Consider the following 19,138-nt stretch of genomic DNA (forward strand, 5'->3'; position numbering starts at 1 on the left):
TAGAGGGGAGGAATAAATTTGTTACTACTTGTTGTAATCTTATTTTCAGTAATATACTTATTCCAAATAAATCGAATGACTGCCGCATTATGCAGTCGACGTGAAATTCCAGAAGAAAAACAGCCAAAAATTTTCCGTACGATTAATGTACTGATTACGATTTTACTTGTAAGCATGTACGTTGAAGTACTGCTAGCCGTTTAAAAAAATTTAATTATGTAATAAATTTTTTGGTCCATACTTTAATAATTGGAAAAGGTGTGTTAAAAGTCGAAATGACTTTTAACACACCTTTCTTTCTTAGTAGATGAAAGCTGCACCTACAATAATCAATAAGATAAACAATACAACTAATAGAGCAAAGCCAGAGCCGTAGCCAGAGCCGCCGCCATTGTAACCTCCGCCACCCATATTGACACCTCCCTTCTCTCTTTCTCTCAATATCGTATGCACTTGTTGATACAAAACTTAGGCGCTCTTCACATGCAACCATTTTGTTTTTAAATCGTTTATGTTATAGTTACAAGTGCATTAAAGTTAAGTTAGGAGCGTATTCAAATGAAAAAGACCATTTTTGCATTAACAGTTGCTGCTTCAATCGGTTTAGCTGCATGCAGTAATCCTGGAGATGAAGTTGTAGTATCAACAAGCGTAGGCGATATCACTCAAGAAGAATTTTATAATTCAATGAAGGACATCGCTGGCGATCAATTACTGCAACAAGTAGTAGTTGAACAGATTTTAAACGATAAATATAAAGTAACAGATGAAGAAATCGAAGAAGAATTGAAGGGTGTAAAAGAGCAGTATGGCGAAAGCTATGAGTCTGTTTTAGCACAAAGCAATTTAACGGAAGAAACGTTAAAAACAAATATTCGTTTCACATTGTTACAAGAGAAAGCTTTAAAAGATGTTGAAGTAACTGACGAGGAAATCGAAAAGTACTACAATCAAGCATCTCAAGAATTAAAAGCTCGCCACATTTTAGTGGAAGATGAAGAGACTGCAAAAGAAATTAAAGCTAAATTAGATGCTGGAGAAGATTTTGCTAAACTAGCGAAAGAATTCTCAACTGATCCAGGATCTGGAGAACAAGGCGGAGATTTAGGTTGGTTTACAGTAGGTACAATGGTGCCTGAATTCAACGATGCTGCATATGCATTGGAAGTAGACGAAATCAGTGAGCCTGTACAATCTGAACATGGCTTCCACATCATTCAAGTGACTGAAAAACGTGATGTTAAAGATTACGGTAAACTTGAAGACAAAAAAGAAGAAATCCGTGAATCAATCGCAGCTACAAAAGCTGATTGGAACACAAAAATGGCAGAGTTAATTAACGATGCTGATGTAGAAGTAAAAGACAAAGATTTAAAAGACGCATTTTCAGGCTTTAAAGCTGAATAATCGTTAATATATAAAAAATGCGAGACCTATAAACGGGTCTCGCATTTTTTAGTTTTTCTTCACGAATTCCGATTTCAGTTTCATTGCACCAAAACCATCGATTTTACAATCAATATTGTGGTCGCCTTCTACAAGTCGAATGTTTTTAACTCGTGTGCCGATTTTTAACGTAGAGGAGCTTCCCTTTACTTTTAAATCTTTTACAACTGTTACGGTATCACCATCAGCTAAAAGGTTGCCGTTTGCATCGCGTACGACTAATCCTTCTTCTTGCACTGTTTCCGCTGATTGAGACCATTCATGCGCACATTCCGGGCACACATAATTTTGCCCGTCTTCGTACGTATACTCTGATCCGCATTCCGGGCATTTCGGTAATTGTTCCATTTTTATTTACCTCCTGTATTTCATCCCCTCTATACTCGCATAGTTCCTGTTTATAAACAAGATAATAAAAGTAAATATGCTCAAAACACGAACATTCCCTTTTCCTTTGTGACAAAAATCTATAAATTTTCTATAAGTTCTTCTCTTTTATGACTATTAAAAAAATAATTTCAAGAATTTTCACATATTTGTTTCGAAAGGGTATATTATCAATTTATATATTCTAATACTAAATTCAGGAGTGATTGCATTGACAGTAACAACAAAACGCGCATTTAACTTTAATGCTGGTCCATCGGCATTACCATTAGAAGTTTTACAAAAAGCACAGGCAGAGCTAGTAAATTTTAAAGGTACTGGTATGTCTGTAATGGAATTAAGCCACCGTAGCGCTGCATTTGAAGAAGTACATAATGAAGCGATTGCAAATTTACGCCAGTTATATGAAATCCCTGAAAACTATGAAGTACTATTTTTACAAGGTGGAGCAAGCCTTCAATTTTCTATGATTCCAATGAACTTCTTAAGCGAAGGACAAAAGGCGAGCTATATTCAAACAGGTGCATGGTCAGAAAAAGCCTTTGCAGAAGCGAAGCTGTTCGGGACACCTGTAGAGGCAGCAAGCTCAAAAAGCAATAACTACAAAAATATCCCGGCTCTTTCAGATATCCAAATCGATGAAGATTCAGCATACCTTCATTTAACATCAAACAATACGATTTTCGGTACTCAGTGGAAAACGTTCCCGACTACTGGTGACCTTCCACTAATTGCGGACATGTCTTCAGATATTTTATCTAAAAAAATTGATGTATCGAAATTTGCAATGATTTATGCGGGTGCACAGAAGAACTTAGGCCCTTCAGGTGTAACTGTTGTCATCATCCGTAAAGATTTCCTTGAAAAAGCAAATTCAAATATCCCGACAATGCTGAAATACGCAACACATTCTAAAAATAACTCGTTGTACAATACGCCTCCTACTTTCGGTATTTATATGTTAGGTGAAGTATTGAAATGGGTGAAAGCTGAAGGTGGCTTAGAGGCGATCGAGAAGCGTAATGAAGTAAAGGCGAAGTATATTTATGATGTCATCGACAATTCGAACGGCTTCTACTTCGGGCATGCTACTGAAGATTCACGTTCATTGATGAACATTACGTTCCGTGTAGCAGATGAAGAGCTGGAGAAAAAGTTCCTTGCCGAAGCAAAAACAGCCGGTTTTGTCGGTTTAAACGGTCACCGTTCTGTAGGAGGCTGCCGCGCTTCTACTTACAACGCTGTCCCAGTCGAAACATGCAAAGCCCTTGCTGATTTCATGGTAAAATTCCAGCAGGATAATCAATAACAAATAAAGCCATAACATTTTTTCTCATAATTAAAGGCCGTTCAAATTTATTTAGAATTTGAATGGCCTTATTTAAATCCTACTCTTTATCCGTTGTTCTCCGTTACAGCGGACGCTTTCCTGGGGGCACGAGGCCAACACGATGTTGGTCACAAAAGCGTTGCCACAGGACGTGGCGCTCCTAGCTTTTGTTCCAAGTCTATCCCACGTGCTTATCCCCTGGGAGTCGCCGCCTTCACTACGAACAACTAATTTTTCTTTTCTATCAAGTAAATCGTAGTATAAATATTATCAAAAAATCTTATCAGCCAGCTTAAATCATCGGCTTGTAGAATGAGCGGTTATCCAATGGGAATAGGCGCTCTGTAAATTCACCAGGCTTCGTTTTATCAAGGGCACGTGTCAGCATATTCATCTTCGCATCAATATTATCAATATAGTGTAAAATTTCCGCTTCCTGAATCATAGGCTTTTTCGGGCTGCCCCACTCTTCTTTTCCGTGATGTGACAACACTAAATGTTGAAGCAGCATCACTTCTTCACCTTCGATTTTCAGCTCATTGGCAGCTTGACCAATTTCATTGACCATAATCGAAATATGACCAAGCAAGTTACCTTCCACCGTATACATTGTACCTACCGGACCGCTCAGCTCGATAACCTTACCGATATCATGCAAAATAACCCCTGCATATAGTAAATCACGGTTCAGCGTCGGATATAGATCACAAATCGCCTCACTTAATTTCAGCATCGATACAACATGGTCAAGTAAGCCTGACGCATAGTCATGGTGATTTTTAGTTGCTGCAGGGTAAATCAGTAATTGATCTTGGTATTTTTTTGTAAGATTGCGTGTAATACGCGAGATATTCGGATTTTGAATTTGGAAGAAGTACTGTGTAAGCTCTTCAAACAACTGTTCTTTTGGCACCGCAGATGTCGGCAAAAGATCGCTGATTTGAACGCCTTCCTCATCACGTGCAGGTCGGATTTGTTTTACACGCAGTTGGTTTTTTCCACGGTAGTCGTGAATCTCTCCCCCAACTTTTACAATTACCTGTGCACGGTATAGATTTTCATGTTCTTCGTTTGTATCCCATAGCTTCGCTTCAATATCGCCGCTACGATCCTGTAAAATTAGTGACATAAAAGGTTTACCGACAGTCGTTACGCCTTTTTTTGCTTCTTTTATCAATAAATATTGGTCCACTTGTTCACCAGGTTGGAGTTTTGTAATTCCATTCACAAGTAATCGCCCCTTTATAACTCTATTACAATTTATTGTAACATGTATATGCATTATTTATCGATTAAAAGACTATCAATTGCTCCTATGCTGCCAAAAGCTAAATTTTTTTCGCAATATAGCGTTTAGCAATTCAAAAATCAGGGTATAAATCGATGAATTAAAATGTTCATGAACAGTTCATAAAATGCAAATATTTCTCGAATAATGATGGCTGCTTCGTGAATTTCCGAAAAATTTCTAGTATAATTATATTATCTTGCTTATAAAGGGTGGTTTAAATGGAGAATTATCGTTTTACTGCATTTGAAAAAACTGGGGAAACATTATTTGATGAAGTGTGGAATTTCGCAAACGATGATGCTGCAAAAATCGACGGTCAAAAGCAAATCGAAGAAAAAGGTATTGCTGAAAAAACACACCGATTAGTAAACTCATCGGGTAAATTAATTTTATTCCACGTTTAAAATTAAACGTACATAATGAAACTATCAATCCGGCTCTTGCGGACAGTTGATATCCCGCCTATGCGGGATAAATAAAGAGGTGCCCTGAAATTCAGGGCACCTCTTTATTATACTAAGCGTTTAATTGCCTCATATAGCTCTTCATTTGTTGGGACTTGCAAATACATGCGCAGCCTTACAATACGATTCAATTCCTTTTCAATCATACATCGTGCATAATCAACACGATCTTCTGTTGCATACATCTTCCGGAACTCTTCCTGCATATTGTACATTTCGTTAAAATCGCTTAACACTAGTTGAAGTTCTTTTTCATTTAATAAATATTGCTCTACTAAATTGACAAGCTCCTCATTAAAAATTTCCAGCATCTTAACAGCATCATCTTTTATAAATAGGTCAAGCACTTTTTTGACAAGCGTCGTCGTCAATATACTCCCTATAATAAGACCGATGATCCCGCCGATTAAGCTAATGACAGTTGTACTAACATTCGGAATCGATAGGCCGACTCCTCCACCTACGATTAAACCGATAATACTACCTGCAACACTTGCAGCCGTTTTTGAAATATTTTTGAATAGTTGTGCCGGAGACATCTGTTTTTTAATCGCGCGAATTATATCGACGCTCGACATGACACCAGTTACAATTGCTCCTGTTACAACATTTGCATTGAGTAATGTGATAGCTTTTTTAGCAATAACTGAGCTGTACATCGCCTTCTTTGTGGCCGTACTAGCCATCCTCTTCACTACTGCTTTTGCACCGTTTTTCTTTACGGCGCTTGCAATGCCTTCATCCAGCTCAATATGGTCAACAATATTCAGATTATCAATTTGCTTTTCGATTACTTCTTCTGCAAATGGTTCTCCTATAACTGTTAAACCTGTCAGTACTGCATTTTCAACTGCGGTACCTCGTTCTGCACCATTCCACTTACTTTGTGCGAAAGAAATTGCGGTACTCATTCCGATCGTTTCTTTCTTAAAATCGATGCAACCTCTTTCATCAATTACTAGATTATGGATATTTCCGGCATCTAATATGTGACGAACTTGCTCATATGTGAATGCACCTTGTTTAATAATATCGCTATTATTAAAATGCGCATGTATTTCATTATATTGCTCGAAAGGGACTTCCAAGTAATTACTTTGTTCCTGATCCAGCTGTTTTAGTTCAATTTCGCAAATTGCAATCGCATCATTTACATTGGGACAATACACATTGTGTACGATTTGTCGCCGGTTGTTTGATAGCCAAATTTGGTCCATGAAGTTACCTCCATTTTTCGTCTTTCACTATCATATAAGCATTCGGTAATGTTGTACAGTAATATTTTATTAGCCAATAAAAAAGGAGGAGCCAGCGTTGTTTCACCAGCATCCTCCGACATTATTTACTTCCCTTCAAATTGCGGCATTCTCTTTCCGACGAAAGCCTGAATTCCCTCTAAATGGTCTTGTGTTTGACGCATTTTCACCTGTCCTGCCGATTCACCTTCCAATATCTGCTCTAACACAGGCAAGTTCGTATTATGCAATATCAGCTTTGTTTCAATCTTCGCCAAAATCGGTGATGCCAACAGCTTGCCAACAAGTTGGTCAACTGTTACTAATGCCTGACCATCTTCCACATTATAATCAATGAGTCCTAATGCTAGCGCTTCATCGCCGCTTAACACTTTCCCTTCCCATATCATATGCTTGGCTTTTGGTGTCCCTAGACGTTCCTTCATAAAGAAGTGTCCAGCACCGTCAGGAACTAAACCGATTCCGATAAAGTTCATCGCTAATTTACTCGATTGCTCCGCCACAATGATATCGCTTCCTAATGCCAGACTAAATCCTAATCCGGCTGCAGCTCCATGAATTTGTGCAATCGTAATCATCGGAAGTGTATAATAAGCCTTCACTAAACGTGAAATGTCTTCCATAATCGTTCCAAAGTCAGAAAAGTCATCTGATGAAACCATCATTTTTACATCGCCACCAGCTGAGAAGACTCTCCCTTCCCCTCTAATGATAAGAATTTGAACATCCTTTTCATTATGTAGCGCTTCAAAGCAATCCGCCAACTCGCGCATCATTGTAAAATCCATTGCATTCATAGCATTCGGGCGATTTAATGTTAATGTTGCTTTTCGCTCCGCAATTTCCAGCTTAATTGTTTCAAAGTTCAATGTATACACCCCTTATTTATGAATAATCATTCATTTCGACAAATGAATTCATATCTCCTTTATTTTTATACTTTCAATGCTTTGGCTCTGTTCGGTAACGGCTTTAAAGTGGCTAAATATTTACCAACCTGTAAGCCAGTAAATAAACACCCGCCTAAAAATGTCCCTTCCAATGAACGGTAGCCATGTACACCACCACCGCCAAAACCGCTGACTTCTCCTGCCGCAAAGAGTCCTTGAACAGGATTGCCCTCATCATTTAGTACTTGCCCGTTTAAATCGGTTTGTAATCCACCTAATGTTTTTCTTGTGAGTATATTTAAACGTACCGCAATTAACGGTCCGGCTTTCGGATCCAAAATTTTGTGGGGTTTCGCTGCACGGATCAATTTATCCCCCACATAGTTTCTCGCTCCGTGCAATGCATTAATTTGTGCATCTTTTGAAAACGGATTTTCGATTTCACGGTCACGTGCTAAAATCTGCTCTTTAATTTGCATAAAATCAAGCAAGTCATTGCCTGCCAGTTTGTTCATACCATCGACTAAATCTTTTAAACTATCCGCAATGACAAAGTCTTCCCCGTTTTCTTTGAATGCCTGAACAGCTTTAGGAGGCCCTGGTAAAACACGTTTCAGCACGTCCTTTATACTTTTATTTGTCAAATCCATATTTTGCTCAGAACCGGATAAGGCAAATTCCTTTTCGATTATTTTTTCCGTCAAAATAAACCAGGAATAGTCATAACCTGTTTTTTGAATTGCTTCAAGTGTGCTGAGTGTATCAAAACCGGGAAAGTTCGGTGCTTTAAAACGGTTTCCTGTTGCATCAAACCACATCGAAGAAGGTCCGGGTAGTATACGAATCCCATGGTTATTCCATATCGGATCCCAGTTTTTCAAGCCTTCCGTATAATGCCACATCCGGTCTCGATTGACGATACGTCCGCCTGTCCGCTCGGTAATTTCGAGCATTTTCCCATCAACAAATGCAGGTACGCCGGACACCATATTTTCTGGTGGGAGGCCTAGTCGTGACGGCCAATTTTCTTTAATCAGTTCTAAATTTGCACCGATTCCCCCACTAGCGACTACGACTGCATCTGCCGTATATTCAAATGTTCCGATGACTTCCCGTGAACTTTCTTCCCCACGGCGAATGATGCTACTTTCTAAAATGTTCCCCTGAATGCCAGTAACAGCGCCATCTTCAGTCAACAAATCCGTAACTTGGTGGCGCGGCAAATAATCGATTAAACCACTTTCCGAAGCTTGCAATACTTTACTTGAAAAAGCATCTACAATCGCGGGACCAGTTCCCCAAACGATATGAAAGCGGGGAACCGAATTCCCATGCCCGCCTGCTAAAGCACCCCCACGCTCTGCCCAGCCGACAACCGGGAAAAATTGAATGCCCTGTGATTTCAGCCAATCATATTTTTCTCCCGCTGCAAAATCCACATAGGCCTTTGCCCATTCATATGCCCAGTAATCCTCATCCTCTAATCGGTCGAAACCCGCAGAGCCGCGCCAATCCTGCCAAGCGAGTTCCTTACTATCTTTTATTCCCAACCTTCTTTGTTCAGGAGTATCCACTAAAAATAGTCCTCCAAATGACCAAAATGCCTGACCCCCGATTGAGTTTTCGGGTTCCTGATCAACAAGCAATATCTTTTTTTGCGCATCTATGAGCTGGCAAACCGCAGTTAAACCTGCTAGCCCCGCTCCAATTACAATTACATCATAATGCATTTTCTACTCCCCCTTTGTCAGTGCATATGTTATACAATTTCGTGGTATTTTTTATTTCCCCTTCTTTATTATTTTTCTTTAAAGTGTTGAAAATTTAAATTAAGGCAAAATTTTATTGAAATAGTAAAACCGTTATTTTTCCGATAAATACTAGGGTTCTTAATTTTTCTGTAAATTCAAACAAATCCCTCTAAATCAATATCGTTAGCGCTTTCATACTTTCCTTTAAATACGAACATTAAATTTATAAACCCTAAATATCGTTCGTAAAACAACCTCATATCCGCTAATTAATTCACTAATTATTTATTAATTTTGAAAATTCCGTTGACAAAGATGAACAATCGGGTTTATGATGTTATCAAATTTAAAAACGACAAACTATTGTGATAGAGACATACTATTTAGTTTTGTATAGCAAAGAGAGCTGGTGGTCGGTGTAAACCAGTGTATACGCTAAATTAGTTCCACTCTTGAATAGAATAGCCGAAAATCCAAAGTAAGTTATTCCGTCCCATGCACGTTACGCATATTGATAAGGTTGTATGACTATTTTTTTCAGGTAGTCGGCAACGAATAAGGGTGGTACCGCGATTTGTTTATAGAATGCCTTTCGCCCCTTACGTTATTCGTAAGGGACGGAAGGCTTTTTTTTGTATAGTTATTTAAAAATAATAGTGAATTATAAGGAGAGATTATGATGACAGCAACACAATTAATCGAAAAGGCAACAAAAACAATTAACGTATTTATTGCAGATCCACTAAGTGATGACGGTATTTTCCCACTTCGTCAAGAAACAGAATTAAACTTAAATATCATCGTTGATACAGGATTAGCTCCAGAACAATTAATAGCTCGAATTGCAGATGTTGATGTATTACTTGTCCGCTCTCAAACAACAGTTACACGCGAAGTTATTGAAGCAGCGAAAAACTTGAAGTTAATTGGGCGTGCCGGTGTAGGTGTTGATAACATCGATTTAAATGCCGCAACAGAGTACGGAATTATTGTTGTAAACGCTCCAGACGGGAACACGAACTCTGCGGCTGAGCATACAATCGCAATGATGACATCACTTGCCCGCTTTATCCCACAAGCATTCAACACATTAAAGAACGGTAAATGGGATCGTAAATCTTATGTTGGGGTTGAACTTAAAAACAAAACATTAGGTGTAATTGGGATGGGCCGAATCGGTGCTGAAGTAGCTTACCGTGCAAAAGGTCAACGTATGGACGTAATCGCCTATGACCCATTCTTAACTGAAGAGCGTGCAAAAGAATTAGGTATCACAAAAGGTACTGTTGACGAAGTATGTGCGGCAGCTGACTTTGTAACAGTTCATACACCACTTTTACCTGAAACTCGTAACATCATCAACAAAGAACGTTTTGCCATTATGAAAGACGGTGTCCGTATTATCAACTGTGCTCGCGGCGGTATCATTAACGAAGATGATTTATACGATGCGATTGTTGAAGGTAAAGTAGCAGGTGCTGCACTGGATGTATTCGTACAAGAGCCTGCAACAGATCATAAACTGTTAACATTGCCACAAGTGATTGCAACACCTCACTTAGGTGCATCTACAGTGGAAGCTCAGGAATCAGTAGCAGTCGATGTATCAAACGACATTATTAAATTCTTTAAAACCGGTACTGTAACAAATCCGGTAAACATGCCATCTATTCCGAAAGAAAAGCTTGCGGAAGTAGAACCTTTCTTCTCATTAGCTGAAAAGCTTGGTAAGTTTTTAATCCAGGTTACAGAAGAAAGCATCAAACAATTAAATATTTCTTATGCTGGTGAAGTCGCAAACTTTGATGTACGTCCATTAACAGCAAATGCTATTAAAGGCCTGCTTTCAACGAACCACGGTTCTCACGTAAATGATGTTAACGCACGTTATTTAGCTGAGCGTATCGGCATTCAAATTAATGAGCATAAAACAACAACAGCTAAAGGCTTCACAAATTTAATTACGGTTGAAATCGTGACAGAAACAGAAAAACATACTGTAGCTGGTACGTTATTAAATGGTCTTGGCGCCCGCATCGTTAAAGTAGAAGGTTTCGTAGTGGATGTTATTCCAAACGGCAACCTGCTTTACATTAAAAACCAAGATAAGCCAGGTTCAATCGGCCGCGTTGCTACTAAATTGGCAGAAAAAGATATCAATATCGCAACAATGCAGGTTGGTCGCGATCAAATCGGCGGCTCTGCAGTCATGATGCTTGTTGTTGATAACGAAGTAACAACAGAAGATTTAATTTTTGTTGCACAACTTGAAAATATTGATGAAGTAAAAGCCATTACACTATAATCATTTCTACTACTGATGAACGAAAATTTCTTTCATCAGTAGTTTTTTGTTTTAACATCTTTCCCATTCGCATACATAAGTTTAAAGGACGATTTTATCTCTTATTATTTCAAACTTCGATTGGATAAAATCTTACATAAAACTTGGCGAAAGTGAAGACCCCTACCCGATTCCCACCAACCGTTCACTCTATTCGCTCACTTTTTAATAAAAGGAGAGTTTAGTTGAGAAAAATACTTTATTTCTTATTAATTGTTTTCTGTATCGTTGGTGTTTCCCTAGTAAATAACGAGCGTGTCCTTGCAGCAGCCCCTTCTGCCACAATTAAAATCACAACAATAGAGACCGAGGTATTTGATGAAACATTAGAGCAAAAAGTAATTACACTGTCAAAAGCAACACCCGTTATCGTACTTTCCGAAGCGGATGGATGGGCTGAAATTCAATATAAAACGGTGATAGGCTATATTCCAAGCGAATATTTAAAGTCTGCAACCCCTCAATATATGCTCGTACAAGCAAAAGAAGAGCCACTTGTGCGTGTAACGAATACACAGGAGAGCGAGATTAAAGGAAAGCTCCATTTAAATACAATTGTAGAGCTTTACGGATCTGCAACCGCCGACTTTGTTTTTGTAAAATACGGACGTCTTGCCGGTTTTGTCAATCAGCAGGCACTTGTGAAACCTGTTTCAAAAGCGATGATTGTCAAAGGTTCAGCAGATTTAGTTGTAAGAGAAATCGCCAGTTCTTCGAGTACGGAAATCGGCGTGTTACGTAAAAACAGCCCTGTTAAAATGCTCACAAATTTAAAAGGTTGGGCGTTTGTCACAACGGATAAACTATCCGGCTATGTACTGACGAATGGATTGGTTACACCGCCTGTTGTAAAAGAAAAACCAGTAAAGCCCGTTAATCCGAAACCAGCAACGGATAAGAAAATTGCCTTAACATTCGATGATGGTCCCCACCCAAAAGTGACGAAACAAATTTTAAAAACGTTGGAGAAATATGAGGCAAAGGCGACGTTTTTTGTTGTGGGGCAAGAGGTGAAGGAACACCCTGAAATTCTAAAGGCCGTATATAACGCGGGCCATGAGATTGGCAACCATACATTTAATCATGAAAAACTGACGACATTGTCAACTAAGGAAATAAAGCAGCAAATTCAGGCAACCGATTCACTTATAAAGTCGACGATCGGTCAACGGGCAACTGTCTTCCGCCCGCCGTATGGGAGCTATGATGAGTCGATCACTGATCAATTAAGTGTACCGAACGTACTGTGGACAATTGATACACTTGACTGGAAGCATCGTGATCCTGAAAAAACGGTGCAGGCAGTAAAAGACCGTGCAAAAAATGGGAGTATCATATTAATGCATGATATTCATCAGGCAACTGCCGATGCATTGGATGAGGTGCTTGCAACACTCCAAAAACAGGGTTACGAATTTGTGACTGTTTCCGAACTGTTAGGAAAATAAAATAAAAGGCCTGGTGAATGTATATCACCAGGTCCATAATTTATAATGCTTTCAGTTGTAGAAAAGATAAATACTCATTTATTAAAATAGAGTCCTTTTCAAATAGCGGCAATGTCACAATATCCGCACTTTGCGCTACCCCTAATGCTGCAATCGCAACGAAAAATAATACACCAACTGCAATAAATGCAGAAAGTATACGGTGTGCTCCTTGCATTTCCGGATTGGCCTGTTTTCTGTTTTTACTGCGTACAAGGCTGAAGAATCGGTTTTTGTTTTCAGGTAAATGAAGCACATGTTCACATGCCAAACAAAGGTATGCTGTATGATGGTCAACCGTTACCGGATTGATCTGAACTGAATTGTTTGTGCGACCGCAGTTTTCACAGCGACATATATTATTATTTACCATAGAAAAAACCTCTTTCATCCCTTTCATACATTTATTATAGCATGAATTTTTAGAAAATTCATTCTTTTAATACAAAAACGCACTTACCTTAAAGTAAAGTGCGTTTGCTAGTTTATAAAATTTTCACTAACTGTAAAAATTCTGTAAGTGATGTTACTTCATATGTCGGGACAATTTCTGGATTATGCGGTTTACTTTCACGGTTAATCCAAACGTTGCGCATACCGACACGAGACGAGCCTAAAATATCGGTCATTAAATTATCGCCGACCATAATGGCCTCATCTTTCGTAACCTGTGCTTTTTCCATTACAAACTCGAAAATTGAAGCATCCGGTTTACCTTTACCGAAATCACCTGAAATAATAACATGGTCAAAATACGGTACAATCTCCGGAGTAATCTCCAGCTTTAAATTTTGTAAACTTGGTGCACCGTTCGTTAATAGCACAAGCTCGTATTTCCCTTTTAATTCATCCAATACCGCAAATGTATCTTCATAGAAAAATGGTGCTTTTTTACGTTCCTCTACAAAACGCTCCCCAAGTTCTGCGCCTAATGTTGCATCTTCAATTCCAAGGGCCGCCAAACCATTTGTCCAAGCTTCGGCACGATAGGCAGGTACAATTTCTTTCATCTGCTGAAATTGCGGTGTCGGATCATCAAACGTTCCCCAAAGACCTTCAAATGGGTTAATACCGATTAAGACCGTGTAGTCATATGTAGGATAACTTTCATAAAGACTGCGAGCTGCCGATCTTACCGCTACTTCCAACTCTTGTGCGTCGACGTTTTTTTTAGTCGTTGCATATTCGCATGTCTTTTCAAATGCCGTTTTCACTGAATGTTGATCGAATAATAAAGTATCATCTAAATCAAAAATTATTGTTTTAATAGCCATTGTTACGCTCCTAAAATTAATATATGTACCCATACATTTTACCATACTAAAGCGTACAATTTCCGTTACTTTTTGATTTTTCTAAATCTTTTACAACAAATGTAATTAAGGAATAAAAGCCTGTTATTCCTTATTTCTTAATTGCTGTAACAGATTATTAACACGTGTTTTTTGATTTTCAGTTTCTTCTTTCAGTAACTCAATCTTATACTCAAAACCATCATCCAAAATATTTACTATATCGCCTTCTTTAAGCTCTGATGGAATTTCAGCATAATGGATCAGAAGTTGCTCCGTTTCTTCCGGGCGTTTTAAAAAAATCGCATAATCTCCATCAAATCGGTCTAGCGTGTATTTATTGTAGTTCACTTACAACTTCCCCTTTCGCATTGACTAATTGGGCTGCATCGCCGCTGTTTAGCCATATTTGTCTTTTCGACCATTCCAGTACGGCCGTACCTGTTTTTGCATCGGGACCACTTGTAATCGAAAGCTTTTTACCTGGTGTTAAAATAATATCCGGGAAACTAAATACTTGATCACCTTCAACGGATATTAATTCCCAGCCTTCCAAATTAACCGCTTGATTACTATTGTTCTGGATGACAACAATTTCTTCATGCACATCTTTACTGATCAGTTCGACTTTACTGCTCTTTGTTGAGGCTGGTAACGGTATCGAACTCGTTGCCCCGATACCTGTCCACTCCTGTGCATCTATGTCATATGTTACCCCATCTGTAGTAATTACAATCGTTCCGGCTTCTGCAGTACTATATATTTCACTATTTACGTTTTTCAGTATATCAATTACTTCTGCATGCGGGTGACCGTATTTATTGTCCTGACCATAGCTTAATATAGTTGCTAGTGGACTGACCGCTTCTACAAATTTAGGCGAACTGCTCGTATTAGATCCGTGATGGCCTGCTTTTAAAATGGTTGCCTGTACATCGGTTCCTTTTTGTAAAAGCTCCTGCTCTACACCATTATCGGCATCTCCCATAAGTAAAAACGAAATATTTTGGTATTCCGCGCGCAGAACGATTGAAGCATCATTATTATCAGAAGCCGTTTCATCTGCAGCAAGTACTTCTACAGTAAGGTTGTCTTCAAGCTGAAATTCATCTCCCGTTTTAGGGATCGTAAACTTAATATTTTTAGCTTGAATGAGGCTTAGCATTTCTTCATATGTTTGAGACGTATGTACTTTTCCGGAATCGATAAATTCCTTTATTGAGATGGAATTCAGCACTGAAATCAGTCCGCCGATATGATCGGCATCCGGATGTGTTGCGACTACATAATCCAACCGGTTGACTCCTTGTGCTTTTAAATAGGCGACAACTTCCTTACCGGCACCCTTTACACCACCGTCAACAAGCATTGTTTTCCCGTTTGGCGCTTCGATGAAAATGGAATCCCCCTGTCCTACATCAATAAAGTGGACGGCCATTTCCTTTAGTGGTTCTTCGTATGTTTCTTCGGCTGGTTCTGTACATCCTACTACGAATAGTAACGTGAACATTAACAGTCCTATTAATTTTTTCATTGCAACAAATCCTTTTCTTTTACTCTCTTACTAGTTTACACAAGTTGATCTTATTATAAAAATCTCCCCTTCGCGAAAAAAACCAAATAGCACATGCCAATAGTTTGGCTGTGCTATTTGTCGATATTTAAAGGTCATCAAATTAAGAATATAGCTCATCTAAAATGGCGATTTTCTTGGCGATTGATTCTTCAAATGTCAGAATATATGCTGCTGGATCTTTCGGGTTGTGGAACTGTGTAATTTTACCGGTCGTTGGATGCACGAACTTCGAGGAAGCTCCGCAGCCGATACCTAAAATTGTTTGCACTTCTTCCATAATGACAATATTGTAGATCGACTCTTCTTCCGGTTTACAATAACCGACGTTTTCCAAGTTTCCTAAAATATTTTTCTGGCGGTATAAGTAATATGGAACATAGCCGTTTTCAGCTGTCCATTCCGTTGCCATCTGCATCATTTTTCCAACTGTGTCACGGTCTGCTACTTTATACTTATCTTTGTTTCGCGTCATTTCAGATGCACGCTTAAAGCTGAGCGTATGAACCGTTAAACTTTCAGGCTGCATTTTTGCAGATTCCGCTAATGAATGCTCGAACTCTTCAATACCTTCATTCGGCAAGCCGATAATCAAATCCATATTGATATTATTCATACCGGAATTGCGTGATAGCCAAAACTTCTCTACTGTTTCTTCAACAGTATGATGGCGGCCAATTGCTTTTAATGTTTCTTGCGTATAGCTTTGCGGGTTAACGGAAATACGGTCAATGCCCCACTTTTTCAACACTTCGATTTTCTCAGGTGTAATTGTATCCGGACGCCCTGCTTCTACCGTAATTTCACGAATGGACTCGGGATTCGGGAAAGCATCGAACATCGTTTTATATAATGCATCCATTTCATGTGCCTCGATTGATGTCGGTGTACCCCCGCCCCAGTAAATCGAAGTAATGCGCATATTTTTCTCTGTCAGCCATTTCCCCATTTCACGCAGCTCAATGTGAAGGCCGTCGATAAATTTCTCTACGCGTCCTGCCTTACGATTTGATTGGATCGCATAGGCCGGGAATGTGCAATACGCACACATTGTCGGACAAAACGGAACCCCAATATAAATTGAAATTTCCTTTCCAAGCTCGTCCAGATCCGGGATCACCGTAAGTTGACGCTCGACAATCGCTTTCATTAATGCGATTTTCTGATCCGAAATTCGGTAATCTTCTTTTAGTACCGCTGCAATTTGCTCGTCATTCATACCGGCTTTACGATATTTATGATAAAGCTTTGTCGGACGGACTCCTGTTAAAATACCCCACTGCTGAGTCATACCGGAATATTGTTCAAGTACATCAAGCATGACATGTGAAAGTGCACGCTTCATTCGGATGTTTTGCTCTTTTTCCGTTCCTTCTGTCTCATACTTAATCGAATAGTCGCTCGTATATTCCTGCCCATCCACTTTTAGCTTGGCAAATGTGGAAATTGTAAAGTTTTCATCGATAGACTTGTTAAATTCAATCGACATATCCGAACCGTCCTGATCGATCTGAATAACGGAATCCTCGTAAAATAAATTGGCTATATGATTAAGAACACGTGTCCAGTCTTCTTTGAATTGCTCATTAATATGAATCGTTTTCATGTTATTCTCTACCTTCTTATTATAATAAATAAAAAATCTATCTCATTGTAACAAATATTAAGGTAGAAGAAAAAAAACATGTTTATTTCTTAGTTAAATTAGTCTGGATAATCGTCTATAAAACTCCCTAAAACAAAAAAAGAGCCCTTCTAAAATCAAATAGCCATTTTTCTTTAATAGAAAAATGGCTTTTTATTGTTTGCAAAATTGATTTCCATTCCGGGGACGCTTTCCGGGGGCACGGCGTGGGGCCAACAAGATGTTGGTCACAAAAGCGTTGCCACAGGACGTGGCGTTCTTAGCTTTTGTTCCTAGTCTCAGGCATCGTGCTATTCCCCCAGGAGTCGCCCCTCCATTCAAATCAATTTTATAAAGTATATGCTTCTTTATTAATTTTTCGAGTTAAAGAATTCTACTTCTATCCAAGTACCTGGATCTTATAGCCCGTCGTACATTGCCTGGATTGGCTGTGTGATAATACGGTTAATTTCTTGGATTACTGCACTTAATGCCATTTCCGCTTCCAGCATCGCAATAATTTTAGCGTTTTGCTGAGCTAACTGTGCTGTTTTTTGTAAAAATACATACTCTTCTTCTGTAATTTCTTCACCAGCATTTTGTTTGTCCTGCATCTTTAATTGAACATCACGGAAGTTTGTGAATAATACTTTCGCTTCCTCGTCTGCACGTACAGTTTCCACTGCGTTCTTTAAATTTTGAAACTCATCAGTCTTGCGGAATGTTGCTTCAAGTTTATTAATATCTTCATAAATATTAATCATGTAATATTCCTACTTTCTCTTTTTAGTTCGTCAAAAAGACGATTAACGCTTGAATGATCCCGACAAGACCACCAATAATGCCGCCCAGCCATGTGATTAATTTCAGCTCTTTACTAATAATACCTAGTACAAGCTCTTCTAATTTGGCGATAGGGAAAGAATCTACCTGCTCTCGAACGACTTCCGCTAAATTCAATCGCTTCAGTACGTCTTCGATTTTTCCTTCTGCTGCGATAAATGTTTTATCCATCATTTTAGGTAGCAGATCATTTGTAGCCCAGTCTTTTCCTTGTGGCCAATAGTCATTAACCGTTTTATCCAGGCGTGCCTCCAATGCCAGTGCATTTTTTGCATAGCTTTGGATACTCGTTTCAATCGTATCAAAGTTTACATCATTCATAAAGTCCATTGCCGGTCGATTTTTAATTTTTTCCCACTCTGTTGTAAAAATCCGATGTAAAAGTGCAGCTGTTCCTGGAGCTTTTAAAAACTTTATAAGCTCACGCTGTACTTTATCAACGAGTGATGTCGAGTCTCCTAAAAACATTTGGATCATTCCGCCAAATGAACCTTTTGTCGATAAGAAGTCATCAAGCATGTTTTTGATTGTCATCGTACCTTCTGGCGACATAAAATAATCTTCGCCTTTTTGCAGTATCTGTACGACAGCCTCATCGATTTTCTGGTCCAACACAGGCTCCAAATCATTCGGTAATAATTCACGAATGGCTTTTGTAGATAACGTATTTTTTACTTTATGGAATTGTACATGAATAAGTTCATCCACTTTCCCTTCCACTGTTTGCGGTAATTGTGTGAAACCCGCCAAACGAATCCAGTCATTGATCGTTTTTTCGTTAGTAAATATTTCTTGCGTCACTTTATTTTGTGCAAAGGTTAATACACTTTCGCGTATTTCCTTTGATAAGAACTTCTTCTTAATTGTTTCGGGTGTCAGTAAATATTCCGAAACGGTTTTTCCTAACTGAATCGCCAAATCCTCACGGCGTTTCGGAATTAGACCCGGTGTTAACGGCAGCTTCCATTTTTTAAAATAGATTGGCTTATAAGGTCTAAAAAGCATTTTGATTGCCATATAGTTTGTCGCTGCACCAACGACAGCGCCTACAACACCAAGCAGGAATAATAGCGAAATAAATTCTCCCATTTTGCTCACTCTTTCTTCATCATGTGTATGTTCTATTATTAATTTCAAAAAAGAAAAATTGCAACAATGTA

19 protein-coding genes and 1 other annotated feature are annotated in these 19,138 nt (G+C 38.8%); of the genes, 6 read left to right on the forward strand and 13 right to left on the reverse strand.

The features are described 5' to 3' along the window. Positions 1–18 precede the first annotated feature (18 nt). A complete protein-coding gene (locus B5473_RS08465; protein WP_079524475.1) occupies positions 19–204 on the forward strand; it encodes a hypothetical protein in 186 nt (61 codons plus the stop codon). 96 nt (positions 205–300) lie between these two features. Here the strand turns inward: B5473_RS08465 and B5473_RS08470 are convergent, their stop codons facing one another. Beyond that, positions 301–411 (reverse strand): YjcZ family sporulation protein, encoded by a 111-nt coding sequence (locus B5473_RS08470; RefSeq protein ID WP_008406467.1) that lies wholly within the window; start codon positions 409–411, stop codon positions 301–303. Between the two features lie 147 nt (positions 412–558). On the opposite strand from B5473_RS08470, the gene B5473_RS08475 reads away from it, so the two are divergent. Further along, the gene (locus B5473_RS08475) at positions 559–1,407 is read left to right on the forward strand and encodes a peptidylprolyl isomerase (protein WP_079524476.1); all 849 of its coding nucleotides are present in this window, start codon (positions 559–561) and stop codon (positions 1,405–1,407) included. A 48-nt stretch (positions 1,408–1,455) separates the two neighbouring features. Here the strand turns inward: B5473_RS08475 and B5473_RS08480 are convergent, their stop codons facing one another. Beyond that, positions 1,456–1,794 carry a zinc ribbon domain-containing protein YjdM gene (locus B5473_RS08480; protein ID WP_079524477.1) on the reverse strand — a complete coding sequence of 113 codons (339 nt, stop codon included), beginning with the start codon at positions 1,792–1,794 and terminating at the stop codon, positions 1,456–1,458. A gap of 250 nt (positions 1,795–2,044) precedes the next feature. Between B5473_RS08480 and serC the strand changes: the two genes are divergently transcribed. After that, on the forward strand, positions 2,045–3,142 hold the full coding sequence (gene serC, locus B5473_RS08485; protein ID WP_079524478.1) for a 3-phosphoserine/phosphohydroxythreonine transaminase: 1,098 nt from the start codon (positions 2,045–2,047) through the stop codon (positions 3,140–3,142). Positions 3,143–3,455: 313 nt separating this feature from the next. Here serC and yhaM read toward each other — a convergent pair whose 3' ends face one another. Further along, the gene (yhaM, locus tag B5473_RS08490) at positions 3,456–4,391 is read right to left on the reverse strand and encodes a 3'-5' exoribonuclease YhaM (protein WP_079524479.1); all 936 of its coding nucleotides are present in this window, start codon (positions 4,389–4,391) and stop codon (positions 3,456–3,458) included. A 281-nt stretch (positions 4,392–4,672) separates the two neighbouring features. Here yhaM and B5473_RS08495 point away from each other — a divergent pair, with 281 nt between their 5' ends. Continuing rightward, complete coding sequence (locus tag B5473_RS08495) at positions 4,673–4,858, forward strand: YhzD family protein (RefSeq protein ID WP_079524480.1); 186 nt, start codon at positions 4,673–4,675, stop codon at positions 4,856–4,858. A gap of 107 nt (positions 4,859–4,965) precedes the next feature. Here B5473_RS08495 and B5473_RS08500 read toward each other — a convergent pair whose 3' ends face one another. The 3 genes from B5473_RS08500 to B5473_RS08510 all read right to left on the reverse strand — a co-directional run bounded on the left by B5473_RS08500 (position 4,966) and on the right by B5473_RS08510 (position 8,794). Continuing rightward, a complete protein-coding gene (locus B5473_RS08500; RefSeq protein WP_079524481.1) occupies positions 4,966–6,135 on the reverse strand; it encodes a hypothetical protein in 1,170 nt (389 codons plus the stop codon). A gap of 125 nt (positions 6,136–6,260) precedes the next feature. After that, a complete protein-coding gene (locus B5473_RS08505) occupies positions 6,261–7,043 on the reverse strand; it encodes an enoyl-CoA hydratase (protein WP_079524482.1) in 783 nt (260 codons plus the stop codon). A 65-nt stretch (positions 7,044–7,108) separates the two neighbouring features. After that, positions 7,109–8,794 (reverse strand): FAD-binding dehydrogenase, encoded by a 1,686-nt coding sequence (locus tag B5473_RS08510; protein ID WP_079524483.1) that lies wholly within the window; start codon positions 8,792–8,794, stop codon positions 7,109–7,111. Positions 8,795–9,171: 377 nt separating this feature from the next. Next, positions 9,172–9,418: a binding site (T-box leader), on the forward strand. A 76-nt stretch (positions 9,419–9,494) separates the two neighbouring features. Here B5473_RS08510 and serA point away from each other — a divergent pair. Next, complete coding sequence (serA, locus tag B5473_RS08515; protein WP_079524484.1) at positions 9,495–11,120, forward strand: phosphoglycerate dehydrogenase; 1,626 nt, start codon at positions 9,495–9,497, stop codon at positions 11,118–11,120. 224 nt (positions 11,121–11,344) lie between these two features. Next, positions 11,345–12,607 carry a polysaccharide deacetylase family protein gene (locus tag B5473_RS08520; RefSeq protein WP_079524485.1) on the forward strand — a complete coding sequence of 421 codons (1,263 nt, stop codon included), beginning with the start codon at positions 11,345–11,347 and terminating at the stop codon, positions 12,605–12,607. 40 nt (positions 12,608–12,647) lie between these two features. Here B5473_RS08520 and B5473_RS08525 read toward each other — a convergent pair whose 3' ends face one another. From B5473_RS08525 to B5473_RS08555, 7 genes are all read right to left on the reverse strand, one after another. Continuing rightward, a complete protein-coding gene (locus B5473_RS08525) occupies positions 12,648–13,019 on the reverse strand; it encodes a DNA polymerase III subunit delta (protein WP_079524486.1) in 372 nt (123 codons plus the stop codon). Between the two features lie 112 nt (positions 13,020–13,131). Then, on the reverse strand, positions 13,132–13,920 hold the full coding sequence (locus B5473_RS08530; RefSeq protein ID WP_079524487.1) for an HAD family hydrolase: 789 nt from the start codon (positions 13,918–13,920) through the stop codon (positions 13,132–13,134). Between the two features lie 123 nt (positions 13,921–14,043). Next, complete coding sequence (locus B5473_RS08535; RefSeq protein ID WP_079524488.1) at positions 14,044–14,289, reverse strand: DUF3006 domain-containing protein; 246 nt, start codon at positions 14,287–14,289, stop codon at positions 14,044–14,046. After that, on the reverse strand, positions 14,276–15,472 hold the full coding sequence (locus B5473_RS08540) for an MBL fold metallo-hydrolase (RefSeq protein WP_079524489.1): 1,197 nt from the start codon (positions 15,470–15,472) through the stop codon (positions 14,276–14,278). Before B5473_RS08540 ends, B5473_RS08535 begins: the two co-directional genes overlap by 14 nt. Positions 15,473–15,614: 142 nt before the next feature. After that, on the reverse strand, positions 15,615–17,117 hold the full coding sequence (locus tag B5473_RS08545; RefSeq protein WP_079524490.1) for a coproporphyrinogen III oxidase: 1,503 nt from the start codon (positions 17,115–17,117) through the stop codon (positions 15,615–15,617). Between the two features lie 437 nt (positions 17,118–17,554). Next, positions 17,555–17,899, reverse strand: a complete 345-nt coding sequence (locus B5473_RS08550; protein ID WP_065216702.1) for a YlbF family regulator — start codon at positions 17,897–17,899, stop codon at positions 17,555–17,557. Between the two features lie 22 nt (positions 17,900–17,921). Beyond that, positions 17,922–19,067, reverse strand: a complete 1,146-nt coding sequence (locus B5473_RS08555; RefSeq protein ID WP_079524491.1) for a DUF445 family protein — start codon at positions 19,065–19,067, stop codon at positions 17,922–17,924. Positions 19,068–19,138 lie beyond the last annotated feature (71 nt).

The sequence above is a fragment of the Solibacillus isronensis genome, from assembly GCF_900168685.1.
Taxonomy (GTDB): Bacteria; Bacillota; Bacilli; order Bacillales_A; family Planococcaceae; genus Solibacillus; species Solibacillus isronensis_A.

Coding starts and splice junctions, on each gene's coding strand:
- B5473_RS08500 (WP_079524481.1), bottom strand. CDS start 6,135: ATGGACCAAATTTGGCTATCAAACAACCGGCGACAAATCGTACACAAT.
- B5473_RS08530 (WP_079524487.1), bottom strand. CDS start 13,920: ATGGCTATTAAAACAATAATTTTTGATTTAGATGATACTTTATTATTC.
- B5473_RS08525 (WP_079524486.1), bottom strand. CDS start 13,019: ATGGTAAATAATAATATATGTCGCTGTGAAAACTGCGGTCGCACAAAC.
- B5473_RS08545 (WP_079524490.1), bottom strand. CDS start 17,117: ATGAAAACGATTCATATTAATGAGCAATTCAAAGAAGACTGGACACGT.
- B5473_RS08470 (WP_008406467.1), bottom strand. CDS start 411: ATGGGTGGCGGAGGTTACAATGGCGGCGGCTCTGGCTACGGCTCTGGC.
- B5473_RS08495 (WP_079524480.1), top strand. CDS start 4,673: ATGGAGAATTATCGTTTTACTGCATTTGAAAAAACTGGGGAAACATTA.
- serA (WP_079524484.1), top strand. CDS start 9,495: ATGACAGCAACACAATTAATCGAAAAGGCAACAAAAACAATTAACGTA.
- B5473_RS08480 (WP_079524477.1), bottom strand. CDS start 1,794: ATGGAACAATTACCGAAATGCCCGGAATGCGGATCAGAGTATACGTAC.
- B5473_RS08555 (WP_079524491.1), bottom strand. CDS start 19,067: ATGGGAGAATTTATTTCGCTATTATTCCTGCTTGGTGTTGTAGGCGCT.
- B5473_RS08510 (WP_079524483.1), bottom strand. CDS start 8,794: ATGCATTATGATGTAATTGTAATTGGAGCGGGGCTAGCAGGTTTAACT.
- B5473_RS08540 (WP_079524489.1), bottom strand. CDS start 15,472: ATGAAAAAATTAATAGGACTGTTAATGTTCACGTTACTATTCGTAGTA.
- B5473_RS08475 (WP_079524476.1), top strand. CDS start 559: ATGAAAAAGACCATTTTTGCATTAACAGTTGCTGCTTCAATCGGTTTA.
- B5473_RS08550 (WP_065216702.1), bottom strand. CDS start 17,899: ATGATTAATATTTATGAAGATATTAATAAACTTGAAGCAACATTCCGC.